Source organism: Nonomuraea sp. B208 (genome assembly GCF_057536035.1).
The window spans coordinates 66,306-82,433 of sequence record NZ_BAAJOU010000014.1 but is presented as its reverse complement, the minus strand read 5'-3'; the positions used below and the strand labels follow the sequence as shown (position 1 = coordinate 82,433).

Annotated in this window: 6 protein-coding genes; all 6 read left to right on the top strand. The window is 75.0% G+C overall.

The genetic code is table 11. From position 1 onward, the window contains the following. The first annotated feature begins 141 nt into the window (after positions 1 to 141). Entirely contained in the window at positions 142 to 2,064 is a 1,923-nt protein-coding gene (locus AC27IY_RS10905; protein ID WP_487177851.1) for an Ig domain-containing protein, read from the top strand. A 134-nt stretch (positions 2,065 to 2,198) separates the two neighbouring features. Then, a complete protein-coding gene (locus AC27IY_RS10900; protein WP_423447008.1) occupies positions 2,199 to 3,188 on the top strand; it encodes a linear amide C-N hydrolase in 990 nt (329 codons plus the stop codon). Positions 3,189 to 3,978: 790 nt separating this feature from the next. Then, positions 3,979 to 5,178, top strand: coding sequence for a thioesterase II family protein (locus tag AC27IY_RS10895; RefSeq protein ID WP_487177850.1), 1,200 nt, complete (start codon positions 3,979 to 3,981; stop codon positions 5,176 to 5,178). 35 nt (positions 5,179 to 5,213) lie between these two features. Beyond that, positions 5,214 to 10,445 carry an amino acid adenylation domain-containing protein gene (locus AC27IY_RS10890; protein ID WP_487177849.1) on the top strand — a complete coding sequence of 1,744 codons (5,232 nt, stop codon included), beginning with the start codon at positions 5,214 to 5,216 and terminating at the stop codon, positions 10,443 to 10,445. Next, positions 10,445 to 15,931, top strand: a complete 5,487-nt coding sequence (locus tag AC27IY_RS10885; RefSeq protein WP_487177848.1) for a type I polyketide synthase — start codon at positions 10,445 to 10,447, stop codon at positions 15,929 to 15,931. Before AC27IY_RS10890 ends, AC27IY_RS10885 begins: the two co-directional genes overlap by 1 nt. A 1-nt stretch (position 15,932) precedes the next feature. After that, a complete protein-coding gene (locus AC27IY_RS10880; protein WP_344219442.1) occupies positions 15,933 to 16,124 on the top strand; it encodes an MbtH family protein in 192 nt (63 codons plus the stop codon). Positions 16,125 to 16,128 lie beyond the last annotated feature (4 nt).

Sequence of the window (16,128 nt, the reverse complement as noted above, 5' to 3'; positions counted from 1 at the left end):
GCGGTTTGCTGCCGAAAACCTTTCAGTCATTTTCGAGCACGCTGGCGTCCGCACGCGCACCCGGGCGCCACCCGCAGGACCTGTTCCCCCCGCTCGTCCCGCCGCGCTTTTTGTTAGCGCTAACACAGAGAGGTGCCGCCGATGAGACGACCGGCCGTGCTGGCCACCCTTCTCACCGTCCTTCTCGCGTCCTTCCTCACCGCCGCGCCGCCCGCCGCGCACGCCGCGCCCACCGCGCAGGTCGTGGACATGTTCGGCCGGGTCGTCAACGACTACGGCGTCAAGCTCGTCGACTGGCAGGGCTACCTGGCCAACCCGTACGTCGAGCTGACCGTCCGCCCGCCCGCCGACGTGCGCTACCCGATCACCGTCGACCTCAAGGCCGAGGGCACCTCCCGGCTGATGATGGACCTGCCGAGCCAGCTCACCGCCACCGGCGCGACCAAGACTCTGACCTTCGCCTCCGCCTCGGAGGAGAAGCCGTTCCGGCTGGCCATCCACTCCAAGCGCGGGCCCGGCGCCGACGAGCTGCACACGCTGCGGCTGACGATCAGGGACGCGGGCGGGGCGACGTACCAGCAGTCGATGCCCATCCGGGTCCAGCAGGACGAGAAGACCGCGCTGGAGCCCTCGCTGCCGCTCACGTTCGACTACCGCTACGACACCATCACCGGCTACTTCAACGCCCCGGCCTTCCGGACGGCGGCCGAGGAGGCGGTGAAGGACTGGTTCCGCTTCTTCGACATGGCGCCCTTCGACACCGTGGCGGCCGGCGCGGAGACCAACCACCTGCCCGGCAACGACTGGCAGAACTCCGTCACGGTCACCAACAACGCCGCCTACAACGGCATGTACGTGTTCTTCCGCGGGATCCAGACCCCGTACTCGACCGGCTACCCCGCCGCCAACGGCCGCTACAGCACCCGGGGCGGCCAGCAGCTCGCCGGCCCGCTGCACCGCTCGACCGCGATGATCTTCGAGTACGACGAGGCGGGCAAGCAGCTGTTCACCTCCCTGGCCGACGAGGACTGGTACAAGACCGACATCGCCGGCTCCGTGCTCGACGTGCACGGCCTGGTCATGCACGAGTACGGCCACGCGGTCGCCTTCCACAGCGACTGGGCCGGGATGCGCGCCTACGTCGCCTCCGGCGGCACCGACCCCGACGTGGTCGCCTACCAGGGGCGTGCGGTCCCCCTGGACTCCAGCTACCACATCCCCGGCGACCAGCCCAACTGGGACCGCCTCAGCGGCCAGAGCGGCGGCTGGACACACCTGTTCCCGACCCGGCGGTGGATGCTGACCAAGCTGGCGCTGCTCGTCGCCGAGAACGCCGGCTGGAAGCTCAACCGCAACCTCACCCCGTTCCTGCCGCCGTCGATCACCACCACCTCGCTCCCCCAGGCCGCGGCCGGGACCGCCTACCAGCAGACCCTCCAGGCCAAGGGCGGCGTGCCGTTCTACGACTGGCAGGTCACCGGCGGGTCGCTGCCGGCCGGGCTGAGTCTCGACCGCTTCACCGGCGCGATCACCGGCACCCCGACGGCGGCCGGGACGTCCACCTTCACCGTCAGGCTGCGCGACTACGACAAGCTCAGCACGCCGGTGACCAGGACGTACACGCTGACGGTCACCGGCACCGCCCCGTCGAACCTGGCCCGCTCGGCCACCCCGTCGGCCTCCTACACCTCGGCGTGGGAGAGCGTGGCGGCGATCAACGACGGCATCGACCCGCCGCGCTCGAACGACACCGTCAACCGCCGCTGGGGCACCTGGCCGCAGACCGGCACGCAGTGGGCCGAACTGACCTGGCCGGCCACGCAGACGATCAGCTCCGCCGACGTGTACTTCTTCGACGACGGCGGCGGCGTGCGCGTCCCGGCGTCGTGGAAGCTCCAGTACTGGACGGGCAGCGCCTACGCCGACGTGCCGGGGACGTACCCGGTGGCGGCCGACGCCTACAATCGGGTGAGCTTCCCCTCCGTCAGCACCACACGGCTGCGGGTCGTGCTGCAGAGCGGTCAAGGGTCGGTCGGGCTGCTGGAGGTGAAGGCGTACGCCTGACCCCGAGCCCCGCGCGCCGGTGGAGGCGTACGCCTGATCCCGCGCCCCGCGCGCCCCGGACGCCGCCGTGCGGCCGGGGCGCGCGACCTTTTGTGCGGGGTGACACCTTTTGTGAGGTGAGGCACACTACTGGCATGCGGACCCCTGCCGTGGCGGTGTTGTCGGCTCTGGCTCTCGCCGCGGCGGTGGCGTGCGCGCCCGCCCCGGCCTCGCCGCCCCCCAAGCCCTCCCCCACGACCCCGCAGGGCATCCTCCGGCAGACGGCCGACGAGATCGCCCGCACGTCGGCGAGCATGCGCCTCCTCGACGACCTGCCGCTGTACGAGATGACCTACCACGGCGGTTACGACGCCGAGGCGCCGCTCACCGACGCGGAGCTGGCGCGCAAGGGCGACGGCTGGGCCTGCTCGCTGTTCCACCGCCCCGGCGAGTTCGGCAGGAACTTCGACTGGCAGCCCAACCCGGCGATGGTCGTCCACAACCGCCCGCCGGGCGGCTACGCCTCGATCTCGCTGGTGGACGTCTCCTATCTGTTCTACCCGCGGATCAAGCCGAAGCTGACCAAGGCCGAGGACCGGCGGCGGCTCGCGCACGCGGTGCTGATCCCGTTCGACGGCATGAACGAGAAGGGGCTCGTCGTCGGCCTGGCCCAGGCCCCGGACGCCGAGCTGCCCGCGCCCGGCGCGGGCCGCGTCACGGTGAGCGGGGTGCGGATCATCCGGCTGATGCTGGACAGGGCCGCGACCGTGCCGGAGGCGATCGAGCTGATGCGCCGCTACGACCTCGACTTCACCGGCGGCCCGCAGCTCCACTACCTGATCGCGGACCGCGCCGGCAGGTCGGCGGTCGTCGAGTACGCCGAGGGCCGCATGAACGTCATCGACGACCGCTACCTCACCAACATCACCATGACCGGCACGGACCGGGCCGCCAGAATGGCCGACCGCCGCTACCGGCTCCTCGCCGAGGGCGGCGGCACGGAGGCGATGAAACTGCTCCGGAAGGTCGCCCAGCCGCACACCCAATGGTCGATCGTTTACGACCTCGACGATTTGACCGCGAGAATCGTCACGGGGCAGCGGTGGAACCGCGTGCGCGATTTACGCCTTTCCGCGGCCGGTTGAGCGGCGCGACTTTTGTCTTGACTTCTCCGGCGGGCAGTTTCGCCTTTCGTCGGTTGATCGTGAATCGAACTCATTTCCCGATGAATAATCAACCGCGCACGTCGAGCCGGGAGTTTCGGCGTGTCACGAGCGCGGATTAGGGTGATCAGGCAAACGGTCGGGCCGATACTTGAAAGTTTCATGGCACCTTGACAAAGTCCGCGACAAGAGAGTCCGGAGGTGAGTGGACGCGCCGCCGGGCCCTCGCGCCGCAGGGCGTGGGCGGCTTTTGGCGAATGGCCGCCGGAGAACGGCGGCAGGCGGGGCCGGGCACCGGCCCGCGCACATCTTTTCCCTCCGTGGCCGGCGGGTGCGACGGGCGGTTTCGGACGTCCGAATCTTGGTTACGGTCCTCAGGTGAGCCCTCCCATCTATCACCGCGCGACCCGCTGTGCAAGAGGCTCTTCGGGCGAATGACGGCTGACGTGGGCCGGCCGGATCGCTCATTGACGCCACCCTGCCGCGTCGATATAAGGTTCATGTCGTGCAACGGCGTGAGATCACACGCATTGTCCGACATTTCGCACCCACTCACATTTCGGTGTTGTTTCGCGGCATTTGTCGAGGAGCGCCGTAACATGGCGGTTGACGACCTCCGTATTCAGCGACGAAACCCCCAGCCCGCCCCCCTGTCCAGACCGCGTGCGCCGCGGACGGCGACTCCCGGCAAGGGAGGTGCTGGGCGATCAGTGGCCAGCTAGCCGCGGCGACGCGGGACCACCACCCCACCGGTCCGTGCGCCGCCCGTACGATGATCTGCCTGCCCTACGCCGGAGGAGGCGCGAGCGCCTATGCCGGGCTCCTCCGCCGGCTCACCGGCCTCACCGTGGTCCCCCTCCAGCTTCCCGGCAGGGAGAACCGCATCGGCGAGCCGCCCGCCTTCACGATCAGCGACATCGCCGACGAGGTCGCGCCCGCCACCGGCGAGCCGTACGTCCTGTACGGCCACAGCATGGGCGCCCGGCTGGCCTTCGAGGTGGCCCGCGAGCTGCGCAGGCGCGGCCTGCGCGAGCCGTCGATACTGTACGTCGGCGGCGCGCATCCCCCGGACCGCCGGGTGCCGCTGGCGGCCGCCGCCGACCTGCCCGACGACGCCTTCATCGACCAGCTCATCCGCAGGTCGGGGGCGCTGCCCGAGCTCAGGGACCTGCCGGAGCTGCGGGAGCTGATGCTGCCCGTGCTGCGCTCGGACTTCGCCTGGATCAAGAACTACGCCTTCGCCCCCGAGCCGCCGCTCGCCACCCCGATCGTGGCCTTCGCCGGGCTCGACGACGGGGAGGCCGGGGTGGCGGAGATGCTCGGCTGGGCCCGGCACACCAGCGCGGGCTTCCGACTGCGGACCATCCGCGGCGGCCACCTGTTCGTCAAGGACCGGCCGGACGAGCTGGCCGGGCTCATCACCGCCGACCTCACGGCCGGGCAGGTTCCCGCCGAGGCGGACGAGGTGCACCTCTGGGCGGGGCCGGCGGCCGGTCGCGACGCGGTGCTGCGCCGGCACGCGGGGCGGGAGGCGGCCTGGGGAGCCGTGGCCACGAGTGACGCCGGCGACCTGGCCGCCGTGGCCGCCGGGAGCGGGCCGGGGATCGGGGTGTGCGTGCTGCGCGCGCGGGACCTCGGCGAGCCGGTCGAGCTGAGCGCGGACGAGCGGGAGCAGGTCGAGGAGGCCGCCGAGGAGGACCGGGGGTGGCTCGCGCTGCGCGCCGTCACCGCGAAGCGGGCGCTGATGGCCGCCGACGGCGGGACCGCCGACCCCGCGGCGATCGGGTTTCCCGACCTCGCCGACCCCGGCCCCTGGCGCGTCCAGCCCGGCCAGGAGCCGGACCGGCTGTCGCGGTGGCGGATCACGCACCTGGCGCTGCACACCTCCCGGGGTGAGGCGCTGGCCGCGGTCGCCGTACCCCGCGACGGGGTGCGGCTGAGCGTCGACCTGCCGCCGGAACGAGCAAGGTGACGGGGAGCGGGCGAGGAGACAGCGGGGAGACACGAGTGACCAACGGGGCGCTTCTTCATGACCTCGTCCTGGCGCAGGCCGGGCGCACTCCGGACGCGACGGCCGTACGGCAGGGCGAGCGGAGCCTGACCTACCGCGAGCTGGTCTCGGCGGCGGCGGTGCTGGCGCACCGGCTGCGCGAGCTCGGCGCGGGCCCCGAGACGCGGATCGGCATCTGCCACCGCCGCACGCCCGGCCTGCTGGTCCGCGTGCTCGGGGTGCTGATGTCCGGGGCCGCGTACGTGCCGCTGGACCCTGCGCATCCGCGCCGGCGGCTCGCCGGCGTCATCGAGGACGCCGGCATCACCACGGTCGTCGCGGACGAGACCGGCGCGGAACTGCTGGCCGGTCTGCCCGTGCGCCTGGAGACCGCGCCACTGGAGACCGGGCCGCTGGAGACCGGGCCGCTGGAGACCGGGCCGCTGGAGACCGGGCCGCTGGAGACCGGGCAGTCGGAGGCTGGGCCGCTGGAGACCGGGCCACTGGAGACCGGGCAGTCGGAGGCTGGGCCGCTGGAGACCCAGCCGTCGGAGACCGGGCCGCTGGGGGCCGGAGGGGCCGGGGTGGTCGCGCGGGTCGTGCCGGCAGGTGCGGCGGCCTATGTGCTCTACACCTCGGGCTCGACGGGGCGGCCCAAGGGGGTCGTGGTGAGCCATGCCTCGGCGGTGTCGTTCGTGACGATGGCGGGTGAGGTGTTCGGGCTCGACGCCGGGTGCCGGTCCATCGGGTTCGCCGCGCTCGGGTTCGACGTGTCGGTCCTGGACGTCTTCGCGCCGCTGGCGCGCGGCGGGTCGGTGATGCTGATCCCCGAGGAGGACCGGGTGGACGCCGCCCGGCTCCAGCGGTTCCTGGAACGGCACCAGGTGACCTGGGGCACGATCCCGCCCGCGCTGCTCCCGCTGCTGGAGCCGGAGCGGCTGCCGTGGCTGCGCGACCTGCTCACCGCGGGCGAGCCGGCCGGGCCGGAGCAGGTGGCCCGCTGGACGGCGGGCGGGCGGCGCTTCCACAACTGGTACGGCCCCACCGAGACCACGGTGTGCGTCGTCGGCACCGAGCTGTCGGGCGTCTGGGACCGGCCGCTGCCGATCGGGCACGCGCTGCCGGGCTGCCGGGCGTACATCCTCGACGACCTGCTGCGGCCCTGCCCGCCGGGCACGCCCGGCGAGCTGTGCATCGGCGGCCCGCAACTGGCCCGCGGCTACCTCGGCCGGCCGGGGCTGTCGGCCGAGCGGTTCGTGCCGGACCCGTACGGCGGGCCGGGGGCGCGCATGTACCGCACCGGCGACCAGGTCGTGCTGGAGGACGACGGCCGGATCGGCTTCATCGGGCGGCTGGACCGGCAGGTGAAGGTCCAGGGCCAGCGCGTCGAGATCGGCGAGGTCGAGGCGGTGCTGCGGGCGCATCCCGGCGTGCGTCAGGCGGTCGCGGACGTGACCGACGGGGCCACGGGGCTGAAGGAGCTGACCGCGTACCTGACGCCCGAGGACGCGCCCGGCATCGAGGAGGTGCGGGCGCACTGCCTGGAGAGCATGCCGGCGTACATGACGCCGACCCGGGTGGTGCGGCTGGCGGCGCTGCCGCTGACCGTGGCGGGCAAGATCGACATGGCGGCCCTGCGCGCCCGGCGCGAGGAGTCCCCAGCGGGCGGCGCGGCCCCGGAGGCCGGCGGGAGCGGGGTGGAGCGGAGGGTCGCGGCGGCGTGGGCGGAGGCGTTCGGGGCCGGGGCCGAGCCGGGGCCGGACGACGACTTCTTCGCGTGCGGCGGTCACTCGCTGGTGGCCATGCGCCTGGCCGCGCTGCTCCGGACCAGGCTCGGCAAGGAGATCGAGGTCAGGGACGTGCTCGCGGGCCGTACCGTCGCCGGCATCGCCCGCCTGGCCGAGCTGGCCCCGCCCGCGCGGGACGAACCGCTCGCCGCGGCGCCGGCCGCGCTGTCGGCGGTGCAGCGCCGGATGTGGTTCGTGGAGCGGCTGGCGCCCGGCACGCCCGCGCACAACATCGCGATGGCGCAGCGCCTGTCCGGGCCGCTGGACGTCGCCGCCCTGCGGGCCGCCCTGGCGGCGGTGGCCGAGCGGCACGAGGTGCTGCGGTGGCGCGTCCCGGAGTCCGGCGGCGTGCCGGCCGTCGCCGTGTCGCCGCCCGGCCCGGTGCCGCTGCCCGTGGAGGACGTGACGGAGGCGGAGGTCGGCGAGCGGCTGGCGGAGGAGGCCCGGCTCGCCTTCGACCTGGCGGCGGGGCCGCTGTGGCGGGCCCGGCTGCTGCGCGTCGCCGCCGAGGAGCACGTGCTGGCGATCACGGCGCACCACCTGGTGTTCGACGGCTGGTCGCAGCGGGTGCTCTACGACGACCTCGGGCGCGCCTACCGGGAGGCGGCGCTCGCGCCGCTGCGCACCCCGTTCGGCGGATACACCGCCTACCTCGGCGGGCGGGACGGCGAGGCGAGCCTGGAGTGGTGGCGGCGGCACCTGGAGGGCGCGCCCGCCGTGCTCGACCTGCCGCGCGACCATCCGCGCCCGGCGGTGCAGACGTTCGAGGGGGCCGGCGCGGCGGCCGAGGCCGGGGCGGCCGTCAGCGAGGGCGTGCGGGCGCTGGCCGCGCGGCTCGGCAGCACGCCGTACGCGGTGCTGCTGGCGGCGTTCGGGCAGGTGCTGCGGCGGCTCACCGGGCAGCACGACCTGATCGTCGGCTCGCCCGTCGCCGACCGGCGCGACCCGGCCTTCCACCCGCTGGTCGGTTGCCTGGTGCAGGTGCTGCCGGTACGGCTGCGCGTCGAGGACGGCGCGAGCTTCGCGGCGCACGTGACGCGCTGCCAGGAGACGCTGTCCGGCGCGCTCGCCCATCTCGACGTGCACCTGGAGCGGCTGGTCGACCGGCTCGGGCCCGGCCGCGACCTGTCGAGGAACCCGCTGGTCCAGGTGCTGTTCAACATGTACGACTTCGCCGAGCCGCGGCTGGAGCTGCCCGGCGTCACGGCCGTCCCGCTGCCGCCGGGGCTGCCGGGCGCGCTGTTCGACCTGACTCTGTACGTCGGGGAACGCGACGGGCGGTACGTGCTGCAGGCCGCGTACAACCCGCGGCTGTTCCGCCGGGAGCGGATCGAGGAGCTGCTGGCCGGCTACCTGCGGCTGCTCGGCGACCTGGTCGCCGCTCCTGAGCTGCCGGTGCGGCGCGCGTCCCTCCGCCCTCCGCCCGGAGCGGAGCGCGTCCGCCTCCCGGACGGCACCCGTCCCCTGCCCGGCTGGAGCGGGCCCGGCGTGGTGGAACGGGTCCTCGGCCACGCCGGGAGCGCCCGGGTGGCGGTGGCCGGTGAGGATCGTGCGCTCAGTTACGCCGGGCTGGTCCGGCTCGCGGGCGCGGTCGCGGAGTCCGTGGCCACCGCAGCGGGGTCGGGGGCGGTGGTGGCGATCCTGGCTGCCCGGACGTGCGAGCTGTCCGCGCTGATGCTGGGCGTCCTGGGGGCCGGGGGGCGCTGGGCCGTGCTGGACCCCGCCCTGCCGGCCGCGCGCCTCGCGGCCCAGGCGCGGGCCGCCGAGGCCCGCGCACTGATCACCTGCCCCGGCGTCACCGTCCCGGCTGAGCTGGCCTGGTTGCCCGAGCTGGCCTGGCTGCCCCAGCCGGCCGGGCCCCTCGAACTGGCCGTCTCGCCCGAACCGACCCGGTCCCCCGACCTGGCCCGCTCGTCCGAGCCGGACCGGTCCCCCGAACCGACCTCGTCCCCCGAACTGGCCCAGTCGCCCGAGCCGGACCGATACCCCGGGCCCACCACCGAGTCCCCCGGCTCTGACGGTTCGGCCGGTGAGGGGGTCGGGAGGGTGACGCTCGCGGAGCGGGGGTATCTGGCGTTCACGTCCGGGACCACCGGTGAGCCGAAGCCGGTGGTGGCGGCTGAGGAGCCGTTGGCCCGGTTCCTGGACTGGTACGCGGCCGAGTTCGCGTTGACCGCCGACGACCGGTTCGCGCTGCTGGCCGGGCTGGCGCACGATCCGCTGCTGCGGGACGTCTGGACGCCGCTCACCCTCGGGGCGACGCTGCACGTGCCGGCGCAGGACCGGGTGCGGGACCCGGCGCGGCTCGCGGCGTGGCTGCGGGAGCGGGCGATCACGGTGGCGCATGTGACGCCGCAGCTCGCCACCCTGATCGCGGCGGCCGGGGTGGAGCTGCCCGACCTGCGGCTGGTGGTGTTCGGCGGGGACCGGCTGACGTTCGCGGACGTGGCCAGGTTCGCGGCGGTCGCGCCGAAGGCCCGCCTGGTGAACGCCTACGGCACCACCGAGACGCCCCAGGCGCAGGCCGTCCACGAGCTCACCGGCCAGGTGGGCGCGAGCGGCGACCCGGTCCCGGTCGGTCACGGCGTGGACGGGGCGGAGCTGCTGGTGCTCGACGCCGGCGGCGCGCCCGCGGCCGTGGGGGAGCTCGGCGAGGTGGTGGTGCGCAGCCGCCGCCTGGCGCAGGCGTACGCGGGCGACGACGAGCTGACCAGGAGCCGCTTCAGCAGGGAGCCCGGCGGCGGGCCCGCCCGCTACCGCACCGGCGACCTCGGCCGCTACGACCCCGACGGCCGGGTGGTGCCGGCCGGGCGGGCCGACGGGCAGGTGAAGATCCGCGGCCACCGGGTCGAGCTGGGCGAGGTGGAGGCGGCGCTGGCCGCGCATCCCGGTGTCCTGGCGGCGGCGGCGCGGGCGGCCGAGCAGCCCGGCGGGCCGGTGCTGCACGCCTATGCGGTGCCCGCCGGCGCGGCCGTGCAGGCCGGGGAGCTGCGCCGGCATCTCGCGGCCCGCCTGCCCGACTACGCCGTGCCGGCCGAGCTGGTGCTGCTGCCGGCGCTGCCGCTGACGCCGAACGGGAAGGTGGACCGGGCCGCCCTGCCCGCCCCTCCCCCGCGCGCCGCGGCCGGGCCGGGGCAGGAGCCGGCCACCGCGACCGAGCGGCTGGTCGCCGGCGTCTGGCGGGAGGTCCTTGGCCTGCCGCGGGTGGCGGCCGACGCGAACTTCTTCGAGATCGGCGGGCATTCGCTCGCCACCGCTCAGGTCCAGGCCCGCCTCGCCGCCGCACTCGGCCGCGAGGTGCCGATCGTGGACCTGTTCCGCTTCCCGACCGTACGGACGCTCGCCGCGCACCTCGACGGCGAGCGGCGTACGCCGGGTGCGGAGCGCGCCGCGCGGCGGGTCGCGGCGCGCAGGGCACGCCCCTCAACTCGGCCCCACCGGGCCAGACGGGAGAGTGACTGATGACCGCTGAGCTGAACCACGACGACGAGGGGCCAGGGGTCGAGCCGATCGCGGTCGTCGGCCTGGCCTGCCGTCTCCCGGGCGCCGAGGACGTGCCCGCGTACTGGCGCAACCTGGTCGGCGGCGTCGAGTCGGTGCGTTTCTACACCCGCGAGGAGCAGGCGGCGCTCGGCGTGCCCGACTACCTGCTGGACGATCCGACGTTCGTCAGGGCGTGCTCGATCGCGGACGGCTACGGCGCGCTCGACGCGGCCTTCTTCGGCATGTCGCCGCGCGAGGCGGAGTTGCGCGACCCGCAGCAGCGCATGTTCCTGGAGCTGGCCAGCAGCGCGCTGGACGACGCGGGCTACGATCCGGCCCGCTATCCGGGCGAGATCGGCGTGTACGGGGCCATCGGCTCCGACGAGTACCAGTGGATGTACATCCGGCCGAACAAGAAGGTGTTCGCCTCCGTCGGCAACCTCGCCGTCTACACCGGCAACCACCCCGACTACCTGGCCACGATGGTGTCGTACAAGCTGGACCTGCGCGGCCCCAGCGTGACCCTGCACACGGCGTGCTCCTCGTCGCTGGTCGCGCTGCACGTGGCGTGCGAGGCGCTGCGCACCGGCGAGTGCGACATGGCGCTGACCGGCGGCGCCTCGCTGGAGCTGCCCGCCGAGTGGGGGTACCAGTTCCACCAGGACGGCATCTACGCGCCCGACGGGCACTGCCGGGCGTTCGACGCCGCCGCGGCCGGCACGATCTGGGGCGGGGGCGGCGGCATGGCGGTGCTGAAGCGCCTGTCGGACGCCCTCGCCGACGGCGACCACATCCGGGCCGTGGTGATCGGCAACGCGATCAACAACGACGGCGCCACCAAGATGGGCTTCTCCGCGCCGAGCGCCGAGGGCCAGGCGGCCGCGGTCGCGCAGGCGCTCGGCGTCGCGCGGATCGACCCGCGGACCATCACGTACGTGGAGGCGCACGGCACCGGCACCTCGCTGGGCGACCCGATCGAGGTGTCGGCCCTGTCCAGCGTGCTCGGCGCCGGCACCGACGAGGCGGGCTGGTGCGGCCTCGGCTCGGTCAAGACCAACATCGGCCACCTGGGCCCGGCGGCGGGCATCGCGGGTTTCATCAAGACGGTGCTCGCGCTGGAGCACGGCCTGATCCCGCCGAGCCTCAACTTCGAGACGCCGAACCCGCGCATCGACTTCGGCTCCAACCCGTTCCGGGTGGTCTCGTCGCTGACGAAGTGGGAGACGAACGGCTTCCCGCGCCGGGCGGGCGTCAGCTCGTTCGGGATCGGCGGCACCAACGCGCACGTGCTGGTCGAGCAGGCGCCGCCCGCGCCGCTGCCCACGGCGCAGCCGCGCCCGGCCCACCTGCTGCTGCTGTCGGCGCGGACCCCGTCGGCGCTGGAGGCCACGGCGGCCCGGCTGGCCGGCCATCTGGAGGGGCGGGAGCTCGACCTGGCCGACGTGGCGCACACGCTGCGGTCCCGCCGCCGGTACGCGCACCGCGCCGCCGTGGTGGCCACCGACACGGCCGACGCGGTCGCGGCGCTGACCACGCCGCGCCGGGTGGTGAAGGGCCGGGCGGGCACGCCGAAGGTGGCCTGGCTGTTCTCCGGCCAGGGCGCGCAGTACGCGGGCATGGGGGCGGGCCTCTACCGCACCGAGCCGGCCTTCGCGGCCGCCGTGGACGAGTGCGCCGCGATCCTGCGTGAGGAGCTGGGCCTGGACCTGCGCACCCTGCTGTTCCCGGGCGACGACGAGCGGGAGGCCGCCGACGAGCGGCTGCGGCAGACGGAGCTCACCCAGCCGGCGCTGTTCACGCTGGAGTGGGCGCTGGCGTCCCTGTGGCGCTCGTGGGGCGTGGAGCCCGCCGCGATGATCGGGCACAGCATCGGCGAGTACGTCGCCGCGACCGTCGCGGGCGTCTTCTCCCTGCCGGACGCGCTGCGCCTGGTCGCCGTCCGCGGCCGGCTCATGCAGAGCGTGCCTTCGGGCGCGATGCTCGCGGTGCGCCTCGACGAGGCGGAGGTGCGCGGGGACCTGCCGGACGGCCTGTCGATCGCCACCGTCAACGGCCCCGGCACGTGCGTCGTCGCCGGTCCCGGCGAGCTGGTCGCCGCCTACGCCGCCAGTCTCGACGAGGCCGGCGTCCAGCACACCGCGCTGCGCACCTCGCACGCCTTCCACTCGGCGATGATGGACCCGATTCTCGGCGACTTCCACGAGGCGGTCGCCGCCGCGGCCAGGCACGCGCCCGCGCTGCCGTTCCTGTCGAACGTCACCGGCGCCTGGATCACCGCCGAGCAGGCCACGGACCCCGCCTACTGGACGCGGCACGTGCGCGAGGCCGTCCGGTTCGGCGACTGCGTGGCGACGCTCGCCGCCGAGGGCGAGTGGCGGCTGGTGGAGTGCGGCCCGGGGCGGCAGCTCGCCGGGCTGGCGCGGAACCAGCTCCCCAAGACGGCGCCGCGCCCGCTGGCCAGCCTGCCCGGCCCCGCCGACGGCAAGTCCGACCTGGAGGTCCTCTACGCGACGGCCGGGGCGCTCTGGACGGCGGGCGTGCCGCTGGACACCGACGCGCTGGCCGAGCCCGCCCGCCGGGTGCCGCTGCCGGCGTACCCGTACGAGCGGGCCGAGCACTGGGTGCGTACCGACTTCGATCCCGAGCTGGTCTTCCCCCGGCCGCCGCGCGCGGGGGCGCTGCCGCTGGAGGAGTGGTTCTCGGTGCCGGCCTGGCGGCAGGAGCCCGTCGCCCCGGCCGGGACGGCGGCGCTCGCCGGGCTGCGCTGCCTGGTGTTCGCCGGACCGGCCGCCGAACCGCTGCTGGACGGGCTGCGGGCGGCCGGCGCGGACGCGGTCCGGGTAGTGCCGGGTGAGGCGTACGGCGTCGCCCCCGACGGGACGGTCACCGTCCGGCCGGCCGAGCGCGACGACTACGAGGCGCTGCTGGCCGCGACCGGCGTGCCGGCCCGCGTCGTGCACGCCTGGGCGCTGGACGGCGCTCCCGCCGCGACCGCCGAGCAGGTCACCGCGGCCCAGGAGCTCGGCTTCCACAGCCTGCTGGCGCTGGTGCAGGCGATGGCGGGGGCCGAGCGGGAGACGCCGGTCCACCTGGACATCGTGACCGCCGGCACGCAGGGCGTCATCGGCGGGGACGTGTCGCGGCCCGAGCACGCCACGGTCGCCGGGATCACGGGCGTGGTCCCGCTGGAGGCCCGCTGGCTGACGGCCCGGCACGTCGATCTGGAGCCGGGGCCGTACGACGCCGGAAAAGTGCTGGCCGAGCTGGCCGCCGAGCCCGGCGAGCCGGAGGAGGGCGTGCCGCCGTCCCCGGTCGCGCTGCGCGCCGGCCGCCGCTGGGTGCGCGCGTTCGCGCCGGTGCCGCTGCCGCCGCAGGACGATCCGCTGCGCCGGCACGGCGTGTACGTGATCACCGGCGGCCTCGGCGGCATCGGCCTGACGCTGGCCGAGGACCTGGCCCGGCGCGCCGGGGCCAGGCTGGTGCTGCTCGGCAGGACCGGGCTGCCGCCCCGCGAGGAGTGGGACGCGCTCGACGGCGCGCCGGAGCGGACCAGGCGCGCGGTGGCCGCCGTCCGCCGGATGGAGCGGGCGGGCGCCGAGGTGGTCGTGCTGTCCGCCGACGTGACCGACCCCGCGTCGCTGCGCCGGGTCCGGGACGACGCCCTCGCCAGATTCGGCCGGATCGACGGGATCGTGCACGCGGCCGGGGTGCCCGGCGGCGGCATGGCCGAGGTCAAGGAGCGGGGGGCCGCCGACGCCGTCATGGGGCCCAAGCTCGCGGGGACGGCGGCGCTGCGCGAGGTGTTCGGCGACCTGCCGCTCGACTTTGTGCTGCTCTGCTCCTCGGTGACCGCCGTGGCGGGCGGGTTCGGCCAGGTGGACTACTGCGGCGCCAACGCGTTCATGGACGCGTACGCGCACGTCTGGCCGGGCCGGGTCGTGTCGGTGAACTGGGGGGCCTGGCTGGAGGTCGGCATGGCCGCCGAGGTGGCCGCGCCGGTGGCGTTCCGTGCCCTGCAGCGCGGCGACCGGGTCACCCGGCTGGAGCACCCGATTCTCGGTCACCGGCACGAGAGCGCCGGCCGCCGCCCCTGGTACGCCGCGACCCTGTCGCCGGAGACGCACTGGGTGCTCGGCGAGCACCGGGTGGCCGGGGTGCCGGTGATGCCGGGCACCGGCTACCTGGAGACGGCGCGGGCGGCGTTCGAGGCGGCCGTGCCGAGCCCTGGGCCCGGTCACGCGATCGAGCTGCGCGACGTCGCCTTCGTCGCGCCGCTGCCGGTCGCCGAGGGCACCAGCGCGGAGCTGCGGGTCCTGCTCACGCCGGCGGGCGACGGCATGGACTTCGAGGTGGTCAGCTCCGCCGGCGGCGAGCCGGTGACGCACGCGCGCGGCTCGGCGGCGTGGGTGGCGGCCGGCGAGCCCGCCGCGGACCTGGCCGAGGTGCGGGCCCGCTGCACGTACGGCTCCGGCGCGGCCGACCCGTTCGCCTCGGCGTCCGGGCTGGTCACGTTCGGGCCGCGCTGGCGCAGCCTGCGCGAGGTGCGGCTCGGCGGCGACGAGCAGCTCGCCCACCTGGTGGCCGTCCCCGACGTGGCCGCCGAGCTGGCCGCGCTGCCGCTGCACCCGGCGCTGCTGGACGAGGCGACCGCGTTCGTCGCCGTCTCCGGCGAGCACAGCTACCTGCCGCTCGGCTACGGCCGCATCACCGTGCGCGGCCCGCTGCCCGCCACGCTGTGGAGCCACGCGCGGCTGCGCGACACCGGCGGCGGCGAGGTGCTGGCCGCCGACCTCACCCTGTACGACGACGCCGGCGAGCCCGTGGTGGACATCTCCGACTTCGTGCTGCGGCGCGTGGACCGGCAGTCGATGACCAGGACGGTCGGCGAGGGCGCCAGGAACGCCGCCGAGGCCGTGCCGGTCAAGGAGGAGTCCGCGACCGCGGGCGTCGCCCTCGACCTCGACGGGGCCAGGCGCGGCATCCCGCCCGCCGACGGCGCCGAGGCGTTCCGCCGGCTGCTCGCCGCCGGGCTCGGCAGCCAGGTCGTGGTGAACGCGACCGCGCTGCCCGAGTTCGTGGCCGGGGTGCGCGAGCTGACCCAGGACACCGTGGCCGACGAGCTGGACGCAGCCGCCGCGACCGGCGACGGCGGCGCCGCCGACGACGACCACGTGGCCCCGCGCAACGACCTGGAGAGCACGCTCGCCGGGCTGTGGGGCGAGGTGCTCGGCGCCCGCCGGGTCAGTGTCGAGCAGGACTTCTTCGAGCTGGGCGGCAACTCGCTGGTGGCGGTCCAGCTCATCGCGCTCATCAGGAAGAAGATCGGCGTCCGGCTGCCGATGCGCAGCCTCTTCCAGGTGCCCACCGTGGCCGGGATGGCCGCGCTGGTGGAGGAGCTGCGCGGCGAGGACGCCCCCGCACGGCCCGCGACGATCACCAGGCTGCCCCGAGAGGAGAGGCGCTGACATGACGGACGGCACGTACAAGGTCGTGGTCAACGACGAGGAGCAGTACTCCATATGGTTCGCCGACCGCCCGCTGCCTGCGGGCTGGCGGGAGGAAGGCTTCTCGGGGGCGAAGCAGGACTGCCTCGACCACGTCGAACGGGTCTGGACCGACATGCGCCCGCGCAGCCTGCGCGAGGCCCTGGGGCAGTAGAGGA

Coding starts and splice junctions, on each gene's coding strand:
- AC27IY_RS10900 (WP_423447008.1), top strand. CDS start 2,199: ATGCGGACCCCTGCCGTGGCGGTGTTGTCGGCTCTGGCTCTCGCCGCG.
- AC27IY_RS10905 (WP_487177851.1), top strand. CDS start 142: ATGAGACGACCGGCCGTGCTGGCCACCCTTCTCACCGTCCTTCTCGCG.
- AC27IY_RS10880 (WP_344219442.1), top strand. CDS start 15,933: ATGACGGACGGCACGTACAAGGTCGTGGTCAACGACGAGGAGCAGTAC.
- AC27IY_RS10885 (WP_487177848.1), top strand. CDS start 10,445: ATGACCGCTGAGCTGAACCACGACGACGAGGGGCCAGGGGTCGAGCCG.
- AC27IY_RS10895 (WP_487177850.1), top strand. CDS start 3,979: ATGATCTGCCTGCCCTACGCCGGAGGAGGCGCGAGCGCCTATGCCGGG.